Origin of the sequence: Saccharibacillus qingshengii, from assembly GCF_013185195.1 — a bacterium.
Lineage (GTDB): Bacteria > Bacillota > Bacilli > Paenibacillales > Paenibacillaceae > Saccharibacillus > Saccharibacillus qingshengii.
On record NZ_JAAZWC010000019.1, the window covers coordinates 66,620 to 89,188 of the forward strand.

Annotated in this window: 18 protein-coding genes; 4 read left to right on the top strand and 14 right to left on the bottom strand. The window is 59.2% G+C overall.

Annotation, left to right across the window (positions count from 1 at the left end; genetic code table 11):
• Window positions 1-93: 93 nt before the first annotated feature.
• From HRQ60_RS16160 to HRQ60_RS16170, 3 genes are all read left to right on the top strand, one after another.
• Window positions 94-1,077 carry a carbohydrate ABC transporter permease gene (locus HRQ60_RS16160; protein WP_172197292.1) on the top strand — a complete coding sequence of 328 codons (984 nt, stop codon included), beginning with the start codon at window positions 94-96 and terminating at the stop codon, window positions 1,075-1,077.
• Entirely contained in the window at window positions 1,074-1,898 is an 825-nt protein-coding gene (locus HRQ60_RS16165; protein WP_425501693.1) for a carbohydrate ABC transporter permease, read from the top strand. Before HRQ60_RS16160 ends, HRQ60_RS16165 begins: the two co-directional genes overlap by 4 nt.
• Before the next feature lie 404 nt (window positions 1,899-2,302).
• On the top strand, window positions 2,303-3,697 hold the full coding sequence (locus HRQ60_RS16170; protein ID WP_172197295.1) for an ABC transporter substrate-binding protein: 1,395 nt from the start codon (window positions 2,303-2,305) through the stop codon (window positions 3,695-3,697).
• A gap of 141 nt (window positions 3,698-3,838) precedes the next feature.
• Here the strand turns inward: HRQ60_RS16170 and HRQ60_RS16175 are convergent, their stop codons facing one another.
• From HRQ60_RS16175 to ilvA, 3 genes are all read right to left on the bottom strand, one after another.
• The gene (locus tag HRQ60_RS16175) at window positions 3,839-4,876 is read right to left on the bottom strand and encodes a S66 family peptidase (protein ID WP_172197298.1); all 1,038 of its coding nucleotides are present in this window, start codon (window positions 4,874-4,876) and stop codon (window positions 3,839-3,841) included.
• Between the two features lie 78 nt (window positions 4,877-4,954).
• Window positions 4,955-6,259: a glycosyltransferase family 39 protein gene (locus HRQ60_RS16180; RefSeq protein ID WP_172197301.1), complete on the bottom strand. Its 1,305-nt coding sequence runs from the start codon at window positions 6,257-6,259 to the stop codon at window positions 4,955-4,957.
• 194 nt (window positions 6,260-6,453) lie between these two features.
• Window positions 6,454-7,743, bottom strand: coding sequence for a threonine ammonia-lyase IlvA (ilvA, locus tag HRQ60_RS16185; RefSeq protein WP_172197304.1), 1,290 nt, complete (start codon window positions 7,741-7,743; stop codon window positions 6,454-6,456).
• A gap of 199 nt (window positions 7,744-7,942) precedes the next feature.
• Here ilvA and HRQ60_RS16190 point away from each other — a divergent pair, with 199 nt between their 5' ends.
• Complete coding sequence (locus HRQ60_RS16190; RefSeq protein WP_172197307.1) at window positions 7,943-8,842, top strand: AraC family transcriptional regulator; 900 nt, start codon at window positions 7,943-7,945, stop codon at window positions 8,840-8,842.
• A gap of 361 nt (window positions 8,843-9,203) precedes the next feature.
• On the opposite strand, the gene purD is transcribed toward HRQ60_RS16190, so the two are convergent.
• The 11 genes from purD to purB form a co-directional block, all read right to left on the bottom strand.
• On the bottom strand, window positions 9,204-10,487 hold the full coding sequence (purD, locus tag HRQ60_RS16195; RefSeq protein ID WP_172197310.1) for a phosphoribosylamine--glycine ligase: 1,284 nt from the start codon (window positions 10,485-10,487) through the stop codon (window positions 9,204-9,206).
• 156 nt (window positions 10,488-10,643) lie between these two features.
• Window positions 10,644-12,191, bottom strand: coding sequence for a bifunctional phosphoribosylaminoimidazolecarboxamide formyltransferase/IMP cyclohydrolase (gene purH / locus HRQ60_RS16200; RefSeq protein ID WP_172197313.1), 1,548 nt, complete (start codon window positions 12,189-12,191; stop codon window positions 10,644-10,646).
• Window positions 12,188-12,625 carry an NUDIX domain-containing protein gene (locus HRQ60_RS16205; RefSeq protein WP_172197316.1) on the bottom strand — a complete coding sequence of 146 codons (438 nt, stop codon included), beginning with the start codon at window positions 12,623-12,625 and terminating at the stop codon, window positions 12,188-12,190. Before HRQ60_RS16205 ends, purH begins: the two co-directional genes overlap by 4 nt.
• 34 nt (window positions 12,626-12,659) lie before the next feature.
• Window positions 12,660-13,301: a phosphoribosylglycinamide formyltransferase gene (gene purN / locus HRQ60_RS16210; protein ID WP_246281368.1), complete on the bottom strand. Its 642-nt coding sequence runs from the start codon at window positions 13,299-13,301 to the stop codon at window positions 12,660-12,662.
• Window positions 13,302-13,675: 374 nt separating this feature from the next.
• The gene (gene purM / locus HRQ60_RS16215; protein WP_172197319.1) at window positions 13,676-14,716 is read right to left on the bottom strand and encodes a phosphoribosylformylglycinamidine cyclo-ligase; all 1,041 of its coding nucleotides are present in this window, start codon (window positions 14,714-14,716) and stop codon (window positions 13,676-13,678) included.
• A 655-nt stretch (window positions 14,717-15,371) separates the two neighbouring features.
• Entirely contained in the window at window positions 15,372-16,847 is a 1,476-nt protein-coding gene (purF, locus tag HRQ60_RS16220; RefSeq protein ID WP_172197322.1) for an amidophosphoribosyltransferase, read from the bottom strand.
• Window positions 16,832-19,093, bottom strand: coding sequence for a phosphoribosylformylglycinamidine synthase subunit PurL (purL, locus tag HRQ60_RS16225; protein ID WP_281358139.1), 2,262 nt, complete (start codon window positions 19,091-19,093; stop codon window positions 16,832-16,834). Before purL ends, purF begins: the two co-directional genes overlap by 16 nt.
• Entirely contained in the window at window positions 19,071-19,760 is a 690-nt protein-coding gene (gene purQ / locus HRQ60_RS16230) for a phosphoribosylformylglycinamidine synthase subunit PurQ (protein ID WP_172197325.1), read from the bottom strand. Before purQ ends, purL begins: the two co-directional genes overlap by 23 nt.
• Before the next feature lie 5 nt (window positions 19,761-19,765).
• On the bottom strand, window positions 19,766-20,008 hold the full coding sequence (gene purS / locus HRQ60_RS16235) for a phosphoribosylformylglycinamidine synthase subunit PurS (protein WP_141448438.1): 243 nt from the start codon (window positions 20,006-20,008) through the stop codon (window positions 19,766-19,768).
• 211 nt (window positions 20,009-20,219) lie between these two features.
• Complete coding sequence (locus tag HRQ60_RS16240; protein WP_172197328.1) at window positions 20,220-21,125, bottom strand: phosphoribosylaminoimidazolesuccinocarboxamide synthase; 906 nt, start codon at window positions 21,123-21,125, stop codon at window positions 20,220-20,222.
• A gap of 80 nt (window positions 21,126-21,205) precedes the next feature.
• Window positions 21,206-22,504 carry an adenylosuccinate lyase gene (gene purB / locus HRQ60_RS16245; protein ID WP_172197331.1) on the bottom strand — a complete coding sequence of 433 codons (1,299 nt, stop codon included), beginning with the start codon at window positions 22,502-22,504 and terminating at the stop codon, window positions 21,206-21,208.
• Window positions 22,505-22,569: the final 65 nt, after the last annotated feature.

The following is a 22,569-nucleotide window of genomic DNA, read 5'->3' on the forward strand; positions in this document are numbered from 1 at the left end:
ACAATGCCCTGTTACGCTTGTTGCATAAGGCCTGTCGGATAGGCCGCCGCCGCAATCAGGCAGGACGTACAGAAGAGGAGGCATGGCTCACGCATGGAAAAGTTGGAGAAATCCACTCCCGTACCGCTCAAAAAGAAAGAATCGCATAATCCGGATACGCCGCTTCCGCGTTCTGCCGCCGGTCCTTCGAAAACGGCCGCTCTTGCGAGGTTCCGCGAAGGCGCGCTGGCAGCCGCTTTTATCGCGCCGGCACTGCTGCTGTTCGGCCTCTTCCTTTTTTACCCATTGATTCAATCGGTATATCTGAGTCTGCATTCGACGAATCCGCGCGGACAGGTGGCCAACTTCGTAGGCCTCGCGAATTTCCGCAATCTGTTCAACTCGCCGGGATTCCCGAACAGCCTGCTCGTAACGCTCAAATTCATCTTGTTCACGGTGCCGGCCAGCCTGGCTTTCGCGCTTGTATTCGCCGCGGTATGCCGGGCCAAGATCCGGGGCATGAAAATATTCCGTTTCGTCTTCGCGCTTCCGATCGCCGTGTCCGTCAGCACGGGCTCGATTATGTGGATGGTCCTCTTCCATCCGACGCTCGGCACGCTCAATTATTTCCTTGGCAAAATCGGCCTGACTCCCGTGCAGTGGCTGACCGATCCGAATATGGCGCTGCTGTCGATCTCGCTGATGACCGTATGGATGAACGTCGGTTTCCTGTTCATTCTGCTGCTCGGCGGTATGCAGGGCGTTCCGGAAGAAATCTATGAGAGCGCCAAGATCGACGGTTCGGGTCCGGTGCGCACGTTCTGGCGTCTGACGCTTCCGCTCGTATCGCCGACGCTGTTCTTCGCTTCCGTCACTTCGGTGATCGGCGCGTTCCAGGCCTTCGGACAGATCAATATCCTGACCAAGGGCGGTCCGGTGAACAGCACGAACGTACTGGTATTCAAACTGTACGAGGACGCTTTCGTGAACTTCCGGTTCGGCGTCGGCAGCGCGCAGGCGCTCGTCTTGTTCGCAATCGTGCTGCTCATTACGGTGCTCCAGTTCGTGTTCGCCGAAAGGAAGGTGCATTATCAGTGAAACCGATCTCCCTTCCGCGCGTTCTGGCTTATGTCTTGTCGACGGTCGCAGCGCTGTTCATTCTGTTCCCGTTCTGGATTACCGTCTCGAACGCGCTGATGACCGAAGCGGAATCGGCGGCCTATCCGCCGAAGCTGTGGCCGAGCGGCCTTCATCTGGACAATTTCGCGCAGGTGCTGAACACCATTCCGATCCTTCGCTTCATTATGAACAGCTTCGTCGTCAGCAGCGCGATTACGATCGGCTGCCTGATCACGTCGTGCATGGCGGCTTACGCGTTCGCGTTCCTGCGTTTTCCCGGCAAAAAAATCATCTTCGCGCTGTTCCTGTCCACGATGATGATTCCCTGGGAAGTAGCGATCATTCCGAACTATCTGACGATCCGCAGCTGGGGCTGGCTCGACAGCTACGCCGGATTGACCATCCCGTTCCTGGCGACGGCGTTCGGCGTGTTCCTGATGCGCCAGTTCTTCCTTCAACTGCCGAAGGAACTGATGGAAGCGGCGCGGATCGACGGCTGCGGCCACATCCGGATCTTCCTCCGGCTGGCGATTCCGCTGTCTATGCCGGGACTTGCGACGCTCGGCGTCTACTCGTTCCTGAACCACTGGAACATGTATCTGTGGCCGCTGCTTGTGACCAGCAGCGAGAATATGCGTACCGTCCAGATCGGCGTGAGCATGCTGCAGTTCTCGGAAATGACGGCCTGGAATCTGGTGATGGCCGGACTGGTGCTGGTCCTTCTGCCTTCGCTCGTGATGCTGGCTTTGGGCCTCGGCCGGCTGGTCGGCGGTCTGACCGCCGGTGCGCTCAAAGGCTGAACTGGCCCGGTCGGCACCTGGACTTCGCCGTCTCCGCCGACGCTGTGAACCGTACGTTCGCAGCGCCGGCGGAGACGGTGAGAATCCGTCCGACTTCCGGCCCGGCCCCGCCAGGTCATCTCCTGGGTACGGCACCTATCTTTCGCTTGATCTGCGGCACACGGCTTCACGCCGCACTTGTATCGAAACGGTCTGCGCTCCGCCCCATGCGAAGCGCGGTTCTCGTGGAATCCGGCACGCGTAGCGGCATCCCCCTACCTTGTGCGAGACGCTCCGGATCTCCGGCATAACCCGGAAGGACACGCGGAAAGCTCTGCGGTTCCGCCTTCCTCCGGGTCCTTTTTTACGGCTTCAGAGCTTCAACCCATACACATGACTATTCAGAAGAGGGAGTGGGAAGTTTGATGCAATCGAGTCGAAAATGGATGTTCGCCTGCCTATGCATGCTGATGGTGGTACTGACGGCCTGCGGAGGCGGAGGACAGACGGCTACCGGTAACGGGGCGGCGGAAGCGGCGGCCCCAACCGAAAGCGCGGCCAAGCCGGCGGAAAGCGCAGGCCCGGTCAAAGTCGTCTGGTGGCATGCCATGAGCGGCGAACTGGGCGGAGTCGTGGACGAACTGGTCAAACAGTTCAACGACTCGCAGGACGAAGTGGAAGTCGAAGCCGTGTTCCAGGGTACATACGACGAGAGTCTGAACAAGCTCAAGACGTCGATGGGTTCCGGCACGGGACCGACCCTGATCCAGACTTACGAGATCGGCAGCCGTTTTATGATCGATTCCGGCGCTATCACGCCGGTGCAGCAGTTTATCGATGGCGAAAGCTATGACGTGTCGCATCTGGAAGAGAACATTCTCGGCTACTACACGTTCGATGATCGTCTGTACTCGATGCCTTTCAACACGTCCAACCCGATTTTGTACTATAACAAAGACGCTTTCAAAAAAGCCGGACTCGACCCCGAGAACCCGCCGACGACGTACGAGGAAGTCGAAAAAGCGGCCAAAACGCTGACCGAAGGCAGTATGACCGGCGGATCGTTCGCCATCTACGGTTGGTTCATGGAACAGCTGCTCGCCAATCAGGGCGCCGAACTGCTTAACAACAGCAACGGCCGCGCAGGAATGGCCGATCAGGCGCAGCTCGGATCTCCGGCTGCCGTAAGCACGCTCGAATGGTGGAAAAAGATGGTCGACGAAGGCACCCTGCTCAACCTCGGCCGCAAAACGGACGATACCAAGAAGGCATTCGCTGCCGGACAGGTCGCCATGACGCTCGACAGCACCGCTTCCCTGCGCGGAATCGTGCAGGCAGCCGAAGGCAAGTTCGAAGTCGGAACGGCTCCACTGCCGAAGCCAGCTGCAGCTGACGCCGACAAAGGCGGCGTCGTTGTGGGCGGCGCAAGTCTCTGGATTCTGAACGACCGCCCGGAAGAAGAACAGCAGGCGGCCTGGAAGTTCATCAAATTCCTGGCCGAGCCGAAGACACAAGCTTACTGGCATGTGAATACCGGCTACTTCCCGATCACAAAAGAAGCCTACAACGAAGATCTGGTCAAAGAAAACCTGAAGAAATATCCGCAGTTCCAGACCGCGATCGATCAGCTGCACGGCACGAAGCTGACTCCGGCTACGCAGGGCGCCGTCATGGGCGTCTTCCCGGAAGCCCGCCAGCTGACGGAAACGGCGATCGAAGAAGCGCTCACCGGAGCCGCGAAACCGCAGGACGCGCTCGACCGCGCTTCGGCCGAGATCACGCAGAAGATTCAGGAGTACAACAGCACGGTCGCGCAGTAAGCGCAGCCCTGGACTTACGCAAATCCGATTCAAAAAAAGCGTCTGTACCCCGCGAGCTACGCGGGATACAGACGCTTTTTGCAATTCGGAACTGTAGATCAGGAACAAAAGATCGGCCGATCAAATAGGGCGCATTCGGGTTTACTTGAACACCTGAATCAGATGGGCCGTTCCTTTCTCTTCCGAGAATTCCACCTGTGCCAATGCGCCGTTGATCAGCGTCAGCTGCGGCGGCATATGGCCGCAGTCGATATCGTACAGCACCGGCACGCCGAGTTCGTCGGCCAGATCCCGGTAAACGTCCACGGCGGTATACCCGCCGACAGGGCTATTGGCCGGGCTGCGACCGAACAGGAAGCCCGAGCAGTTGTCGAACCATCCGGCCAGCTTCATCTGCACCAGCGAACGGCGGAGATCCGCCGTATTCAGCTCGCAGTTCTCAAGCACCCACAGTACCGGTTCGCCCGGCAGATGGGTTTCGCGGAAAGCTTGCACGTCGCCGTACGGCGTCCCGATCAGATGCCGGATCACGTCGATGCAGCCGACGAGCAGACGTCCGTTGAAGCCGACATCCCCGCCGGAAACACTTTTCCAGACCGTCGGCTCGGTCAGATTGAACACGGAGTCGTCTTCCGTTTCTTCCTCTCCCGGCAGACGATTCTTCCACTCCAGTTGGTAGGATTCGGACGAACGCTGCTCGACCGCTCCGCCGGCCGGCGTCGTCAGCGCTTCCCGCCACTTGGCGGTCGTCGCGTCGGGAGTTCCGGCCCGCAGATCGAGCAGGTTGCTGCCGTGCGCCGTGGCGAGCCCCGTTTTGAGCGTAACGGCGAGCAGCAGCACGCTGATATCCGAGTAACCGAGTATCCATTTATCGCCGATCCGCTCGAAATCGAGATGCTCCAGCACCTCGACCAGCAGTTCCCCGCCCCACGGCGGCAGCACCAGCCCGATCCGGTCGTCTTGAAGCATCCGGTTCAGCTCTTCCCCGCGCAGCCCGGCCGGCGCCGATTTGGCTTTGTGCTGGGTCCAGACGGTATCTCCGGTCGATACGGCGAACCCGTCTTCTTCCATACGGCGGATCGCCTGCTTCAACAGACCGTGCATATCCGGTTCGACGCCGGAAGAAGGCGCGGTCACTCCAATCGTCGTGCCTTCTTTCAAAAATGGATAACGGATCATAGTCGGGCTCCTCTCGCACAGCCGCTCTCGCTTTCTTTGGAGAGACCGGCCTGTTTTGGCGTTTCTTGTTCCTACCTTTTATTTAAACGTATAGCCTTCGTCCGCACTGCCCGAGACGGTATGCCGATGACGAATCAGATCCCACACTTTGCACAGCGCATACGCCGTGAACGGCAGCATGAACACGATCGTCGGATACCCGTAGCGGCCAAAAGCCACAAACGGAATATAGATAGCGGTAAAATACGCGAACGTCAGCAGCAGCGGCAGCAGGCGTCCGAAACGTTCCCGCACCAGCGCAGACACCAATCCGACCAGGGTCACGCAGACGAGAACCTTTTGCAGCATATCCATCAGCGGACGCCCGATCGGCCAGATCGGACGCCAGTAGTAGGACTCGATATACAAGCCTTCCAGCTTGCCGAGCGTGTACCAATGCAGATAGGTTCCGAAATGGTGCGAGAAGCCGTAGCGGAGAATATCGAGTCCTCGGGCGACCGCATCGCTGTCCGATCCTGCGAAGATCGTCTTGGGATCGTACTGCGGATAAGCGTCGAAGAATCCGGCCGGCGGCAGCCCATAATTGATCCGGGTTCCCAGCAGGAACGGACTTCCGGCCGAATCGGTAAACAGAACAAAGTGTCCGAAAGCGAGGAAATTGCGAATCCACCACGGACACAGCAGAATCAGATAAGTGCCCAGCACGACCGCCGTGTATTTGCAGATCTCTTTTAGACTATACCGCTCTCTCAGCCACAAAAACAGCAGAACGGCCGGAAAAAGGGACGCCTGGGGTTTGAAATAAGCGGCGGCGGCTGTCAGCACACCGACCCCTATGTACGAAGACAGCTTGCGATTTTCGGCAGCGATCATCATGACCAGCACAAGCAGCAGGCAGAGCAGGCGGAATGTGGATTCGGTCAGAATGACGCCTGAAGAAAAATAATCCGGCGGGTAAAGTGCCGCGATGACGCACGAGACGATTGCCACCCGTCGGCCGAATACGCGCCGCGCAATCAGGAACAAAATATAGATGCTCGCCGCCTGCTCGAGACACTGGAACAAACGGAACGCGACAATGCCGCCCTGCTCGCCAAACGGACCGATAAACGCGGCCAGCAGCAGCGGCATCCCCGGCATAATGAACGCGCTCGGCTCCGTGCCGCTGTTGTAGGCAAGCGGTCCGCCTTCGAGCAGCAGCTCCGCGCTTTTGACATATTTCACATCGTCGTTATTCGGATTGTTCAGATCCCCCAGCAAAAAATAATTGTTGTGCGCCAGCACAACGAAACAAGACACCGCGAGTACAAAAGCCATGATCGAGATCAGCCAGACGCGGTCGCGAGGCGTGATCTCTTCGTCTTTTCGTACGGAAAAATGCAAAACCTTTCCTCTCCCTTCCTATAAACAGATCCTCAATCTTCCTTGTATGAACGCCCGGATCTTCCAAAAAGTTCCCCAACCGCCCAAAAAAGCCTATCCGTAAACGGGCATACCCCCGGCTGCGGACAGGCTCTTCTTTTGGCGATTGCTTCTGCGGTTGGCGAATCGATCCGTGGGGCATTAACCGGAGCGGATCAGATCAACAAACTGAACAGACTCGGATCGCGGTTAAGCTCGGTGTAGTTGATACCCTGTTCGTCCATGCGGGCGATCAGCGGCTCGTAGTCTTCTTTGGACGTCAATTCGATCCCGACGAGCGCCGGGCCGTTTTCCTTGTCGCTTTTCTTCGTGTATTCGAAGCGGGCGATATCGTCGTCCGGACCAAGCGCTTTCTCCAGAAACTCGCGCAGTGCGCCGGCCCGCTGCGGGAAGTTGATCAGGAAGTAATGCTTCAGCCCTTCAAAAATAAGCGAACGTTCCTTGATCTCCTGCATCCGGTCGATATCGTTGTTGCCTCCGCTGATGATGCAGACGATCGTTTTGCCTTTGATCTCGTCCCGGTACAGATCGAGCGCGGCGACCGGAATAGCGCCGGCCGGTTCGGCGACGATCGCATTTTCGTTATACAGATCGAGAATGGTCGTGCAGACTTTGCCTTCCGGCACTTTGACGACTTCGTCGAGCATCTTTTTGCAGATCTCGTACGTCTGCTGTCCGACCCGTTTCACGGCCGCGCCGTCGATAAACTTGTCGATCGTATCGAGCGTCACGACATGTCCGCGCGCCATCGCTTCGCTCATCGAAGCGGCGCCGAGCGGCTCCACGCCGATCATGCGCGTGGACGGGCTCATCGTTTTGATATACTGCGCCACGCCGGCCGCAAGGCCTCCGCCGCCAATCGTGACGAACACGTAGTCCGCAGGATGATCCAGACTTTCCATGATCTCCATGCCCACGGTGCCGTTGCCCGCGATGATCATCGGGTCGTCGAACGGATGAATAAACGTCAAACCCTGCGCGGTGCAGACTTTCATCGCTTCTTCATAGGCATCGTCGAACGTATCCCCGGTCAGAATGACTTCGACGCTCTGCCCGCCGAACTTGCGCACCATTTTGACTTTCTGGTTCGGGGTCGTGCTCGGCATATAGATCTTGCCGTGAATCCCCAGCGCATGACAGGAAAAAGCGACGCCCTGGGCATGGTTGCCCGCGCTTGCGCAGACGATGCCGCGTGTCCGTTCTTCTTCCGTCAGGCTGCGGATTTTGTTGTAGGAGCCGCGAATCTTGAACGAGCGCACCACCTGTTGGTCTTCGCGCTTGAGGTACACCTCGCAGTCATATTTCGCCGACAGGGTCGCATCGCGATGCAGCGGCGTACGCACGATCGCTTCGCGCAGCCGATGATGCGCACGGACGATATCTTCCATCGTAACCGGATCGGCCTGTTTCATCTCGTCCACTTCCACAGTAGGTTCGTTTTTCATCTCGTTTTCCCCGTTCCTGATTTTGTTTCTCTGTATAAGATTCCGACGTTGCCAGCCATTAAATTTAAAGGTAACGCGATTGGACAAAAAATTCAAGCTTCCTTCCCTTCTTGTCCCTTTTCCAAAATCGCAAAAACGGACAAGCGTTCGCTTTCTTCTTCTGATAAGATAGTCTTACCGATCGGGAGGGAACGCACCTATGGACTATACCGCCTGTCTCCAGCGTACGCTGGACCATATTGAGGATCATCTTACAGAACGGCTGACGGCCGAAGAACTGGCTGCGCTGGCCGGATTCTCGCTGTATCACTTTTATAAAGTTTTTCAGTCGAGGATGGGCCTCCCGGTCATGGACTATGTCCGCCGGCGCCGTCTTGCCTATGCGGCGGCGGATCTGACCAGCGGCCGCACCCTGCTTGAGATTGCCCTCGATTACGGTTTCGAGACACATGCGGGCTTCACCAAAGCTTTTCGCAAAACGTACGGATTGACCCCGGAACAGTATCGCCTCCATGCCACCGGCCGCGTTCCCGAGCGGGTGGACCTCGCGAAGCTGGCCGACTATAACATGAGCGGAGGAATGATGATGCGACCAACGATCTTAACCAAACCCGAAATCAAACTCGTAGGTTATGCCCTGGAAACCAAGATGAACGGTGAAAACTTTATCGAGATTCCCGCTTTCTGGAACACCTACATCGAAGAAGACCGCGGCCGCCAGCTGTATGAGCAGGTGAAGCCGATCAAAGAAGCCGAATACGGCGCCTGCATCATGCTGCCGGACAAGCCGGAGCATTTCCTGTACGTGATCGGCGTCGAAGTTGCCGACTTTGAAGGCGTTCCGGAACATTTGCATAAAGCCGTTATCCCCGCCTCCACCTACGCGGTGTTCACCTCGCCGGCCGCCGACCGCGCGAACGGCGCCTTCAGCGATGCCATTCAGGGCATGACCACTTACGTCTACAACGAATGGTTCCCGAGCTCGGGCTACATCTACGCCAAAGGCGGCGTCGACTTCGAGTTGTACGACGAACGCAGCAACGGGGATAAGGATTTGCAGATGGATCTTTATGTTCCGGTAGAGAAGCAGGCAGAGTAGGCGTTCGGCGGCGAGCGGAATCCGAGAAGATACGCTTAAGCGAACCTAAGCAAAACGGAGTGGTACGAAGGAGCGCAGAGCAGCACGGAGCAGCACGGAGCAACCCAAGCAGAGCGCATAAAAGCAGAACGCATAAAAGCAGAAGCCCGGACCTCTAGAGGTCCGGGCTTTGCTGTAGGCAATCCGACTGCTGCGACGCGTACCGCAAGGGTAGAGTTTCAGGGCATTCGTTAGATCGGGCCAGTCCGACAAAACCGCCGAATAAGGTGTCCACGATTCGTTACGCTGCCGGACGAAGCGGACAGGCCGCCGTTCAAGGCGGGCAAGCTTCCGCACAAAGGCAGCGAAGCCTTCGCCTACCCTATCCGCGCGGCGTCAGCGCCTTCGCCGCGATATCGCGGCGCATATGCGCGCCGTCGAACGCGATGCGCTCCGCTGCGGCGTAAGCCGCGTCGCGCGCTTCGGCAATCCCTGCGCCGCGGCCGACGACGCCGAGTACGCGGCCGCCGGCGGTCACGAGCTCGCCGGCATCGCTGCGCGCCGTTCCGGCGTGGAATACGAAAGCATCGCCGCCGGATTCGGCTTCCGTGATTCCGGTGATGACCCGGCCTTTCGGATATGAAGCCGGATAACCTTCGGAAGCCAGCACGACGCAGACCGCCGCCTCATCGCTCCAGCGGATCTCCGCGTCCGCAAGCGTGCCGTTTACGGCGGCGAGGAAAATCTCCAGCAGGTCACTCTCCAGGCGCGGCAGGACGACCTGGGTCTCCGGGTCGCCGAAGCGCGCGTTGAATTCGATCGTCCGCGGCGTGCCGTCGGCTTCGATCATCAAGCCGGCGAACAGGACGCCGGTAAACGGACGTCCCTCGCTGACCATCGCGCGGGCGGTCGGCTTGACGATCTCTTCGATCGCGCGTTCGACGATCGCAGGGTCGATATGCGGCAGCGGCGAATAGGTGCCCATGCCGCCGGTATTGGGACCGAGGTCGCCGTCGAAGACCGGCTTGTGGTCCTGCGCCGCCGGCATCGCGCGGACGGTCTCTCCGTCCACGAATGCCAGGATCGACATCTCTTCGCCCGTCATGCATTCTTCGATGACGACCGTACTGCCCGCCGCGCCGAAGGTGCCGCCGACCATGGCGTCGTGCAGCGCTTTTTCCGCTTCTTCCAGCGTCTGCGCGACCGTTACGCCTTTGCCCGCGGCCAGGCCGTCGGTCTTGATTACGATCGGCGCGCCCTGTGTGCGCAGATAAGCCAAAGCCGTGTCATAATCGTCAAACGTCTCATACGCGGCCGTCGGGATGTTGTATTTCTTGAGCAGGTCTTTCATGAAGGCTTTGCTGCCTTCGATCTCCGCCGCGTTGGCCCGGGGACCGAACACCGGAATGCCTTTGGCTTCGAATGCGTCCACGATGCCGCCGGCCAGAGGATCGTCCGGACCGATTACGGCCAGGCCGATCTTGTTCTCCAGTGCAAAAGCCGTCAGCGCGTCAAACTCGAACACGCCGATATTGACGCATTCCGCCACCTGTGCGATGCCGGCATTGCCCGGCGCGCAGTAGATCTTCCCGGCGCGCTGCGACCGCGACAGCGATGCGCAGATCGCATGTTCGCGGCCGCCGCCTCCTACCACCAAAATATCCATTCCAACCGCCCCTTTCGCTTTTTCGTGTGTTCCTTTTTCCGATCAACGATTTGTCCGTAAAAAACGCGCGGCGTTCCAGGGAACGTTCCGCCTGATGCAGAATCCGCTCCGCCGGCGCGCCGCGCGTCGATCTCCGTCTCGCCTGATACCGCTATCCTAGTGCTTGAAGTGGCGCACGCCCGTGAAGATCATCGCGATGCCGGCTTCGTCGGCCGCCCGGATCGATTCTTCGTCCTTGATCGAGCCGCCCGGCTGAATGATCGCTTGGATGCCGTGCTTGGCCGCAAGTTCAACCGTATCGCCCATCGGGAAGAAAGCGTCGGAAGCGAGAATCGCGCCCTGCGCTTTGTCTCCGGCCTGCTCAAGCGCGATTTTGGCCGAACCGACCCGGTTCATCTGGCCTGCGCCCACGCCGACCGTCATGTCGTCTGCCGCCAGCACGATCGCGTTCGATTTCACGTGCTTGACGACTTTCCACCCGAACAGCAGCTGTTTCAGCTCGTCTTCCGTCGGCTGGCGCTTCGTCACGACTTTGAGGTCGCTTTCGCCGAGGGAATGCACGTCGCTCTCCTGCACGACCATGCCGCCTTCGATCGACGTCACGACGTGCGCCGCAGCGCGGCCTTCCGCCGAAGTCAGTTCGCCCATTTTGAGCAGACGGATATTCTTTTTCTTCGTGAGGATCTCGAGCGCTTCCGGCGTAAAGTCGGGAGCCAGCACGATCTCGAGGAAAATCTCGCTGAGCGGCTGCGCCGTCTCCGCGTCGATGATGCGGTTGGCCGCCACGATGCCGCCGAAAATGGACACCGGATCGGCGCTGTACGCCTTAGTGTACGCTTCCGCGATCGTCGTACCTACGCCTACGCCGCAAGGATTCATATGCTTGACGGCCACGACGGCCGGCTCGCTGAATTCCTTGACGATCTGGAGCGCCGCGTTGGCGTCGTTGATATTGTTATAGGACAGCTCTTTGCCGTGCAGCTGCTCGGCGGTGGTCAGCGTGCCGGCCGGCGCCAATGGCGCGCGGTAGAAAGCGGCCGCCTGATGCGGATTTTCCCCGTAGCGAAGATCCTGGATTTTCTCGTAAGTGACCGTGTAGCGTTCCGGCAGCGGGTCGCCCGTCTGCTTGGCCAGGTAATCGGCGATCAGCGCATCGTAGGCAGCCGTGTGGCGGAATACTTTGGCGGCGAGCTTTTTGCGGGTATCGAGCGTCGTGTCGGCGCTTTCGCGCACTTCCTCGATCACTTTGCCGTAATCCGAACTGTCCACGACCACGCTGACAAAAGCATGGTTCTTGGCCGCGGAACGCAGCATGGTCGGCCCGCCGATATCGATATTCTCGATCGCGTCTTCGTAAGCGACGTCCGGCTTGGCGATCGTCTCCTGGAACGGATACAGGTTCACGACGACGAGGTCGATATAGTCCAGACCCAGTTCTTGCATCTGGCGCGTATGCTCTTCGTTGTCTCGCACGGCGAGCAGTCCGCTATGTACGGCGGGATGCAGCGTTTTGACGCGTCCGTCCATGATTTCGGGGAAACCCGTCACGTCGGAAATGCCGATGACCGGAACGCCTTCCTGCGCCAGCAGGTTTTTGGTGCCTCCGGTGGAGATGATCTCGACGCCGAGCTGCGACAGCTCGCGGCAGAATTCGACGATACCCGTTTTGTCCGATACGCTGACCAGCGCTCTTTTGATACTCACGATGAAAAGTCCTCCTTGGGGGTATGGGATAGATGTACTTCGATCAATCTCAGGGCTTCCCGGGAAAAAGTCGCGATCTCTTCGGTCGGCGGAAGGGCATCAAGCGCGAACCAGCGAACGTCCGCATGCTTGTGCGGTTCCAGGTTCCGCGGTTCCCCGCCGCCATAATGGACTTTGTAGATCAGCGACAGCAGATGCAGGTCCTGCCCGGAGCGAATCGTCTCGTCCGTGCACAGAAGACGTTCCACTTCGACGATCAGCCCTGTCTCTTCCTCGACCTCGCGAACCACCGTACGTTCCAGCGTCTCGAAAGGATCGACTTTCCCTCCGGGAATACTCCATTTATTCATCTCGGGATCTTTTTTGCGAAGCACCAATAATACCCGGCCTTCTTCGTTCACAATGACCGCTCCGGTTCCGACTACGATCGGCATGACTTTTCACTTCTTTTCTCTGTTAAAAATAACGCTAAAACAATAGCACCCGGCGCCCTTCCAGCTTCACGCGGCCGGCTGCGAACCACGAGACGACTTCGGGATACAGCAGGCGTTCCTGTTCCTGAATACGCAGCTGCAGTTCGATCGCCGTGTCATCGGCCGTCACTTCGACGGCGCGCTGGGCGATGATCGGCCCCGTGTCCATGCCTCCGTCGACGAAATGTACTGTTGCGCCGCTTAAGCGAACTCCGTGCTCGACCGCTTGGCCCGCCGCGTCTTTGCCCGGAAAAGACGGCAGCAGCGACGGATGGATATTGATCATCCGCCCCGCGTAAGGCTCGACGAGCACGTCCGTGATCAGCCGCATGTAGCCGGCCAGCACGATCAGATCGATCTTCGCTTTTGCCAACTCGCCGAGAATCTCGCGTTCGTAAGCTTCGCGCGATTCATAGTCTTTTGGCGCAAACGTAAATACCGGCACGCCGGCTGCCCGGGCACGCTCGACGGCTTTGGCCTGCGGCTTGTCGGAGACGAGCAGCGCAATTTGAGCGCCCAGACGTCCCGATTGCGCCGAGTCCAGCAGCGCCTGGAAGTTGCTGCCCGATCCGGACGCGAATACCGCGATCCGGTACGGCCGCTCCGGCCCTTCGCCCTGCGGGAGCGCTTGTTCCAGCTCCAGCAGCTGCGCGGCCGGATCGCTCTCCGAGCCAAGCGCTTCGTCGGCATCGCCCGGTTCCGCGACGGCCGGAAGTCCCGGCAGCGTCAGCGGATCGACCGAAGGATCGGCGCCCGGAGCGGGAATGCCGCCCGGCGTAACCGGCTGCGGAGCGTCAGGAACAGGCACGCCGCCTGGCGTCACCGGCTGGGGAATTCCCGGGTTAGGCTGCGGAGCAGGCGTCGGCGTCGCAGGTTCCGGCCGGGGAATCGTCGGCACCGCCGGCTCGTCGGGCAGGCCGGGCATCGGGCCCGGCCGCTGCGGCACCTCTTCTTCGGAAGATTTCGGCGACGTGACATCGGCGCCCTTCAGAATCTCCTGTTCGCCGCGACTCATTGCGCGTTACCCGAGAAGGTCACGACTTTCTCGCCTTCCGTAACGCGGCCGATCAAGTACGCGGATTCTCCAGCTTCCTGCAGTTGGCGCAGCGTTTCTGCCTTGTCGGCTTCGGCGACGACGAGCACGAGGCCAATGCCCATATTGAACGTCGTGTACATGTCGCTGTCCGAGATGCTTCCCTTCGCCTGCATCAGGTCGAAGATCGGCAGTACCGGCCAGGTGCCATGCTGAATCTCGACGTTTACGCCTTCCGGCAGCATCCGCGGGATGTTCTCGATAAAGCCGCCGCCCGTAATATGCGCCATGCCTTTGACTTCGATCGACTTGAGCAGCTGCAGCACCGGCTTGACGTAGATCTTCGTCGGCTCAAGCAGCGTCGCGCCGAGCGTACCGCCAAGTTCCGCCACTTCGTCGGTCAGTTGGTAGCCGTGCTGCTCCAGCAGCAGCTTGCGCACGAGCGAAAAGCCGTTGCTGTGCACGCCGCTCGAAGCCAGCCCGATCACCGCGTCGCCCGCCGCAATCGACTGGCCGTTGATGATTTTCTTTTTGTCGACGATGCCGACCGTAAAGCCCGCGATATCGTACTCGCCTTCGCTGTACATGTCCGGCATCTCCGCCGTCTCGCCGCCGATCAGCGCGCAGCCCGACTGCAGGCAGCCGTCCGCAATGCCCGCGACGATGTCTTCAATCTTCTCCGGCACCACTTTGCCGGTCGCCAGATAGTCGAGGAAGAACAGCGGTTCCGCGCCCTGCACGATAATGTCGTTCACGCACATGGCGACCGCGTCGATGCCGATCGTGTCGTGCTTGTCCATCGCAAACGCAATTTTGAGCTTCGTGCCGACGCCGTCCGTTCCGGAGACGAGCACCGGCTCTTCGTAAGCGTCTTTGTTCAGACCGAACAGCGCGCCGAACCCGCCCAGATCCGTCATGACTTCCGGACGGAACGTTTTCTTGACGTGCTTTTTCATTCGCTCGACCGCTTCGTTGCCCGCCGCGATATCGACTCCGGCATTTTTGTAGGCTTCAGACACAACCGACACATCCTTTATGATTGAATTAAAATCCTATTTGTTAGAGAAGCCGGTCGCTGCGGAAGAAATTCGTTTCGGTCGCTGTTTCACTCGGAAAGCTGGGATTGGATTTAAGCTGGGGCTTTCCGAGTTCAAAGGCGATCGCTAACGCTCCTTCACTGAATTTCTACCTCCGCTGTTCGCTTCTTTCCACCTTGCTTTAATTTCAAACTACAAGCGCGGCTTGTATCTGAAATTGGGGGAGTTCAAAGATCTTTTCGATTTCATCCGAACAGGATAAATCTTTAAAACATCAAGCTCGCAGCAGCCGATTTCAAATAAAACACGTCTATAATCGACCACTTTTCAGCTTAGAACAGCAGCATCTGTATCTGTATTCTTTATTTCTTGTTCTATGCTTCCTGCTTTTACCGGCTTCGGCAAAGCCGAGCCCACGCCCTTATTCCCCACCCCAAAACCGGGTGCGGGAGCGGTCGAATATGCGCCAAGGTAAGCGGAGGGTGGAGGGAGCCGTAGAAGCGAAGCGTTCGCCTTTGAAATCCGATTTCTACCTCTAAATGTGTTACCTAATGAAGAAATCGGATTGAAACGAGCGATCGAAGGCCCCTCCACCCGGAGCACCTCCAGAGCGCCCACGAACCGCCATACTCAACTCCTAGCACCCACACCCGATTTTCTCATCGCCGCCAAAATCCACCTGCGTCGGATAATCGTTGTCGAAGCAGGCCATGCACAGTCCGCCTTTGTACGATTCCCGGTCGTCGCCGTCGACGGCTTCGATCAGTCCTTCGTAGCTGAGAAACGCCAGCGAATCCGCGCCGATCTCCTCGCGGATCTCTTCGACGGTACGCATCGAAGCGATCAGCTCGCGGCTGTCGGGCGTGTCGATGCCGTAGAAGCACGGGTTCTTGAACGGAGGCGACGTGATGCAGACATGCACTTCCGTGGCGCCCGCTTCCTTGAGCAGCGAGACGATGCGGCGCGAAGTGGTGCCGCGCACGATCGAGTCGTCGATCATGACGACGCGTTTGCCGTCAACGACGCGGCGTACCGCGCTCAGCTTCATCTTGACGCCCTGCTCGCGCAGTTCCTGGCTCGGCTGGATAAACGTCCGGCCGGTGTATTTGTTCTTGATCAGGCCGAGTTCGTACGGGATGCCGGTCTGCTCGGCGTAGCCGATCGCGGCCGAGATACTGGAATCCGGCACACCGGTGACGATATCGGCGTCGACGAACTGCTCGCGCGCCAGCACGCTGCCCATGCGTTTGCGGGCGGAGTGCAGGTTCGAACCGTTCATGTCGCTGTCGGGACGGGCGAAGTAGATGTACTCCATCGCGCAGAGCGCTTTGCGCTGCATCGGGGTAAACCGGTCTTCGCGCAGCCCGTCCTGATCGAGAATGAGCATCTCGCCCGGACGGACGTCGCGCACGATCTCCGCGCCGATCACTTCCAGCGCGCACGTCTCGGACGTGAAGATGTACGCGTCGCCGAGGCGGCCCATCGTCAGCGGACGCAGGCCGTTCGGGTCGCAGGCGACCAGCAGCTTGTCGTGCGTCAGCAGCATGAACGCATAGCCGCCGACCATGCGGTTCATGGCGTCTTTCGCCGCTTCGACGAAGTCTTTCGGCGAGCGGGCGATCAGATGCGCCACGACTTCCGTGTCGCTCGTCGTCTGGAAGATCGAACCGCTCTCTTCCAGCTCGCGCCGGATTTCCGGCGCGTTGACGATATTGCCGTTGGTGGCGACGGCGATGTCGCCGCCTTTGTATTTGAACACAAGCGGCTGGGCATTGGTCAAGCCGCCGCCTCCGCTCGTCGAGTAGCGAACGTGTCCGATCGAGTTATTCCCCTGAAGGCCGGCAAGCGTATCCTTGTCGAAGACTTCTTTGACAAGGCCCAAACCGCGATGATAGTTGAAGTGATCGTGCTGACTGACGCAAATCCCCGCGCTTTCCTCTCCCCGGTGCTGAAGTGCATGCAGGCCGTAGTAGGACAGGGAAGCGGCGTCCGGGTGTCCGTAGACCCCGAACACGCCGCATTCTTCGCGCAGAGTATCGAACGGATCGATCTGAACCGCTCCCTCGTTGTAGTAGTCCCCTGTCCACAACGGCTGCTTTACTTCATCAGACATGGAATCGCATCCTCCCAGACGTGTTTGAGTGTATGAATCTCTTCGCTGAGCACTTCTTTGCCGTCTACCGTGATATGCAGCTGCAGGCCCGATACGCGTCCGATCTTCGCCGCAGGCACGCCGTGCGCGTGAAGTCCGCTCAGCAGCGCTTCCGCGTTCTCCGGCGTCGCCGACAGCAGGATACGCGACTGGCTCTCGCTGAACAGCGCGAAGTCCGCCCGCAGTCCCGCTTCGCCGATCTCTTCCGTATGCAGACTCACCTGCGCGCCGAGTCCGCCGCCGATGCAGCTCTCCGCCAGCGCAACCGCAAGGCCGCCGTCCGACAGGTCGTGCGCCGAACGGACGAGGCCGCTTTGGATCGCTTCGAGCACGCCGCCGAGCAGCTTCTTCTCGACCGCGAGATCCAGCTGCGGAGGACGTCCTTCCGTCACGCCGTGGATCACCTGCTGGAACTCGGTTCCGCCGAGTTCGGCGCGGGTGAGTCCCGTCAGGACCAGAATATCGCCTTCGCCTTTGAAATGCTGCGTCGTGATGTGATCGATATCGTGCACGAGACCGACCATGCCGACGACCGGCGTCGGATAGATCGAGCCTTTGGCATTCTCGTTGTACAGGCTGACGTTGCCGCCGATAACCGGCGTATCGAGTTCGCGGCACGCTTCCGCCATGCCGTCGACCGCTTTTTCCATCTGCCAGAAGATTTCAGGCTTCTCCGGACTGCCGAAGTTCAGGTTGTCCGTGATCGCAAGCGGCTCCGCGCCGGAGCAGACGATATTGCGCGCCGCTTCGCTGACCGCGATACGTCCGCCGACTTCCGGGTCGAGGTAGACGAAGCGTCCGCTGCAGTCCGTCGTCATCGCAAGCGCTTTGCGCGTGCCGTCGATCGTCACGACCGCCGCATCCGAACCCGGACGCACGGCCGTATTCGTCCGCACCATGTAATCGTACTGCTCGTATACCCACGCTTTGCTCGCCACGCTCGGGGAACCCAGCACTTTTTTCAGAGCGCCGCCAAGATCCGTCACTTCGTTGTAGGCCGTCGTGTCGACCAGCCCGTTCTTCGCATAGTAAGCCGGTTCGCTCGAAGGCTTGTCGTAGATCGGGCACTCGTCGACCAGCGCGTTCACCGGCATGTCGCCGACAACTTCGCCGTGGTGCAGCAGCTTGAGGCGGCCATCATCCGTTACTTTGCCGACTTTCGCGCAGATCACGCCCCAACGTTCGAAGATTTCCATCGCCTGCGCTTCGTCTTTGGGCTCGACGACGAACAGCATGCGCTCCTGCGACTCCGACAGCATCATTTCGTACGCCGTCATGCCTTCTTCGCGCTGCGGCACCTGATCGAGGTACAGTTCAAGGCCGTTGCCCGCTTTGCTCGCCATTTCGGAGCTGGAGCAGGTCAATCCTGCCGCGCCCATGTCCTGGATGCCAACGACGATGCCGCTGTCGATCAGCTCGAGGCACGATTCCATGACCAGTTTTTCCATAAACGGATCGCCGACCTGAACCGCCGTTTTACGCTCCTGCGACTCTTCCGTCAGTTCTTCCGACGCGAACGTCGCGCCGTGGATCCCGTCGCGTCCCGTCGGAGGGCCAACGTAGAACACCGGGTTGCCGATGCCTTTGGCCACGCCGCGCTGAATCTTGTCGTGGTCGATCAGGCCGACGCACATGGCGTTGACGAGCGGGTTGCCTTCGTAGCTCTCGTCGAACACCACTTCGCCGCCGACCGTCGGGATGCCGATACAGTTGCCGTAGCCGGCGATGCCGCTGACCACGTGCTCGAACAGGTATTTGACGCGGTCGCTCTCAAGCTTGCCGAAGCGCAGCGAGTTCAGCGACGCGATCGGGCGGGCGCCCATCGAGAAGATGTCGCGGATGATGCCGCCGACGCCTGTCGCCGCGCCCTGGAAAGGCTCGACCGCCGAAGGGTGGTTGTGGCTTTCGATCTTGAACACGACGGCCTGGTTGTCGCCGATATCGACGATGCCCGCGCCTTCGCCCGGTCCCATGAGGACGCGCGGTCCGGTGACCGGGAATTTGCGCAGCAGCGGCTTCGAGTTCTTGTATGCACAGTGCTCCGACCACATGACACTGAAAACGCCGATTTCCGTGTAGTTCGGTTTACGGCCGAGAAAACCGCAGATGAGCTCGAACTCGCTGTCCGATACACCCATCTGTTTGTAAATTTGCTGATCCGCGATTTGCTCCGCCGTCGGTTCTTTAACGGACATTTGCTGCGTCATGTTGTTCCCTCCAAGCGTTAATGATCGATGTGAACATCTTTTTGCCGTCCGTCGTGCCCAAAATCTCGTTCACGGCGCGTTCCGGGTGCGGCATCATGCCGAGTACGTTGCCCGCTTTGTTCGTCACGCCGGCGATATCGTCGACCGAACCGTTCGGGTTGCTCTTGTAGCGGAACGCGATCTGGTTGTTGCTGCGCAGTTCCTCAAGCGTGGCTTCGTCGCAGTAGTAGTTGCCTTCGCCGTGCGCGATCGGAATCACGATTTCTTCGCCGGCTTCGTAGTCGCGGGTGAACGGCGTGACGTTGTTCTCCACCTTCAGCACCGTGTCGCGGCAGGCAAACTTCATGGACATGTTGCGGCGCAGCGCGCCCGGGAGCAGTCCGGCTTCGGTCAGAATCTGGAAACCGTTGCAGATGCCGAGCACGAACTTGCCTTCTTCCGCCGCTTTCGCCACTTCGTTCATGACCGGAGCGAACCGCGAGATCGCGCCGCAGCGCAGGTAATCGCCGTACGAGAAACCGCCCGGGACGATGATGCAGTCGTAGGGAGTCAGGTCGGTCGCGGTATGCCAGACGTAATCGACCGGTTCGCCAAGCACGTTCTCCACTGCTTTGTAACAGTCGATATCGCAGTTGGAACCGGGAAATACGAGGACTGCAAATTTCATCGGAATTAACCCTCCAGTTCGTAGCGGTAGTCTTCGACGACCGTGTTGGCCAGCAGCTTCTCGCACATCGATTTCACGCGTCCTTCGGCTTCTTCCTTGGTCACGTCGCCGAGTTCGATCTCCATATACTTGCCGATGCGCAGGCTTTCCACTTCGTTGAAGCCGAGCGAGTGCAGCGCACCTTGGACGGCAACACCCTGCGGGTCGAGTACGCTTTGTTTGATGGTCACATAGACTTTGGCTTTCATGGATATCCTCCTGGAATAAGCCCTTCCCGAATCTTTTGGCTTGTCGAAAACATTGGCGGGATCGGGAAGTCGGCTGTGTAATGGTGGGGGTTGGCGCGGCGAGCCGCTTTCGTCCCTGACGGGACACGCTTGGACGACGGAGCCCCATAATCCGGCAAACGCCGCCTGATCCAAGCGAATGGGATCATTTTGAACACTTTTAAGCTCTAAGTTACAGCCCTGTCAGCGGTTTGCCGGTCAGGCGCTCGTAGATGCCGAGGTAGCGCTTCGTCGTCTCTGCGACGACGGCTGCGGGAAGCGGATCGGGCGCACTGTTCTTGTCCCAATCGGTGCCAGACAGATAGGCGCGCACCGGTTCTTTGTCCATGCTGTCGATCTCGACGTCGAGCTTGTACTTGTCTTCTGCCCAGAAGCGGGAAGAATCCGGCGTGAAGATCTCGTCGATCAGGATCACTTGACCGTCGACCAGGCCGAACTCGAACTTGCAGTCGGCCAGGATGATACCTTTCTCCATGCAGCGTTTGCGGGCAAAATCGTACAGCGCGAGGCTTTTCTCCCGCAGTTCGGCGGCGAGATCCTCTCCGACGAGTTTTTCCATTTCAGAAAAAGGAATATCTTCGTCGTGCCCGACGTCGTTTTTGGCGGCCGGCGTGAAGATCGGTTCCGGCAGCCGGTCGTTTTTGCGCAGGCCTTCCGGCAGTTGTATGCCGTTGATACGGCCGTCCGTCTGATACTGCCGCCAGCCGCCGCCGGTAATGTACCCGCGCACGACGCATTCGATATCGATGCGCTCCGCTTTTTGGGTCACCATGATGCGGCTTTTCAGCGCCAGCGGATCTTTGGCGACCGCGCCGAGCTTCAGCACGTCCGTATGGACGACATGGTTCGGAAGCAGGTCGGCCGTCTGGTCGAACCAGTAGGCGCTGAGGCTGTTCAGCACGTCGCCTTTGAACGGGATGGCCGGATCGAGCACGTAGTCGAACGCGGAGATCCGGTCGGTCACGACGATCAGGTAATGTTCGCCGAGGTCGTACAGCTCACGTACTTTTCCTTTATAGAGCAGCGGCGCGTCCACCAGATGTTCCGCGGTGGACAGAGCCTGCGAAGATACGAACATGATTGCTTTTCCCCCTTAACAAACGGATGGGTACGCCGGGCCCGGTTCTGCTTGCCCAGGTCCGACGATCCTTCTACAGCCTATTCGTTCAATCCGAGCTTCGCGAAGATCGTGTCGACATGCTTCAGATGCCAGGCCGGGTTGAACGCGTCTTCGATCTCGTCTACGCTCAGCACGTCCGTGATCGCGGGACTTGCCTGCACGATCTCTTTGAAGCTGCGCTGTTCTTCCCACGCCTGCATCGCTCTCGGCTGGACCGTGTCGTACGCCTGCTCGCGGCTCATGCCGGAGTCGATCAGCTTGGTCAGGATGCGTCCGGAGAACGGCACGCCGTACGTGCGCTCCATGTTGCGCTTCATGTTGTCCGGGAACACGGTCAGGTTCTTGATGATATTGCCGAACCGGTTCAGCATGTAGTTGAGCAGCATCGTCGCGTCCGGCAGGATGACGCGTTCCGCGGACGAGTGCGAAATATCGCGTTCGTGCCACAGGCCCACGTTCTCGTACGCCGTCAGCATATGGCCGCGAATGACGCGGGACAAGCCGGAGATGTTCTCGCTGCCGATCGGGTTGCGTTTGTGCGGCATTGCCGACGAACCTTTTTGGCCTTTGGCGAATGCTTCTTCGACTTCGCGGAATTCGCTTTTCTGAAGCGCGCGCACTTCCGTCGCGAACTTGTCGAGCGACGTCGCGATCAGGGCGAGCGAAGCCATGTACTCGGCGTGGCGGTCGCGCTGAAGCGTCTGGGTCGAGATCGGAGCGGCTTTGGTACCGAGCTTGGCGCAGACGATCTCTTCCACGCGCGGATCGATATTGGCGTATGTACCGACCGCTCCGGACATTTTGCCGTACTGCACGCCGTCGGCGGCATGGCGGAAACGCTCCAGGTTGCGCTTCATTTCTTCGTGCCACAGCGCCATTTTGAGACCGAAGGTGGTCGGCTCCGCGTGTACGCCGTGCGTGCGGCCCATCATCGGCGTGCTCTTGTAGGCAATCGCCTTATCCTTCAAAATTTCGATAAAATTCAGGATATCGCGCTCAAGGATCTGGTTGGCCTGCAGCAGCAGGTAGCCGAGCGCCGTGTCCACAACGTCCGTCGAAGTCAGGCCGTAATGGACCCATTTGCGCTCGTCGCCGAGGCTTTCCGAGACGGCACGGGTAAACGCGATCACGTCGTGGCGCGTCTCCTGCTCGATTTCGTAGATGCGGTCGATATCGAAAGTCGCATTCTCGCGAATTTTTTTGACGTCTTCCTGCGGAATGACGCCCAGTTCGACCCAGGCTTCGCAGGCGCAAATTTCGACTTCCAGCCACGCTTTGAATTTGTTTTCTTCACTCCAGATACTGCGCATTTCCGGTCTGCTGTAACGTTCGATCATAAGGGGTATAGCCTCCAAAGGATAAATTTGAGTTCCGGCGCGGTTCGGCAGTACCGTTCAACTAA

Coding starts and splice junctions, on each gene's coding strand:
- purS (WP_141448438.1), bottom strand. CDS start 20,008: ATGAAAGCCAAAGTCTATGTGACCATCAAACAAAGCGTACTCGACCCG.
- purL (WP_281358139.1), bottom strand. CDS start 19,093: ATGACGCAGCAAATGTCCGTTAAAGAACCGACGGCGGAGCAAATCGCG.
- purB (WP_172197331.1), bottom strand. CDS start 22,504: ATGATCGAACGTTACAGCAGACCGGAAATGCGCAGTATCTGGAGTGAA.
- HRQ60_RS16170 (WP_172197295.1), top strand. CDS start 2,303: ATGCAATCGAGTCGAAAATGGATGTTCGCCTGCCTATGCATGCTGATG.
- HRQ60_RS16190 (WP_172197307.1), top strand. CDS start 7,943: ATGGACTATACCGCCTGTCTCCAGCGTACGCTGGACCATATTGAGGAT.
- purD (WP_172197310.1), bottom strand. CDS start 10,487: ATGGATATTTTGGTGGTAGGAGGCGGCGGCCGCGAACATGCGATCTGC.
- ilvA (WP_172197304.1), bottom strand. CDS start 7,743: ATGAAAAACGAACCTACTGTGGAAGTGGACGAGATGAAACAGGCCGAT.
- purF (WP_172197322.1), bottom strand. CDS start 16,847: ATGTCTGATGAAGTAAAGCAGCCGTTGTGGACAGGGGACTACTACAAC.
- HRQ60_RS16205 (WP_172197316.1), bottom strand. CDS start 12,625: ATGCCGATCGTAGTCGGAACCGGAGCGGTCATTGTGAACGAAGAAGGC.
- HRQ60_RS16175 (WP_172197298.1), bottom strand. CDS start 4,876: ATGATCCGTTATCCATTTTTGAAAGAAGGCACGACGATTGGAGTGACC.
- HRQ60_RS16240 (WP_172197328.1), bottom strand. CDS start 21,125: ATGTTCGTATCTTCGCAGGCTCTGTCCACCGCGGAACATCTGGTGGAC.
- purQ (WP_172197325.1), bottom strand. CDS start 19,760: ATGAAATTTGCAGTCCTCGTATTTCCCGGTTCCAACTGCGATATCGAC.
- HRQ60_RS16160 (WP_172197292.1), top strand. CDS start 94: ATGGAAAAGTTGGAGAAATCCACTCCCGTACCGCTCAAAAAGAAAGAA.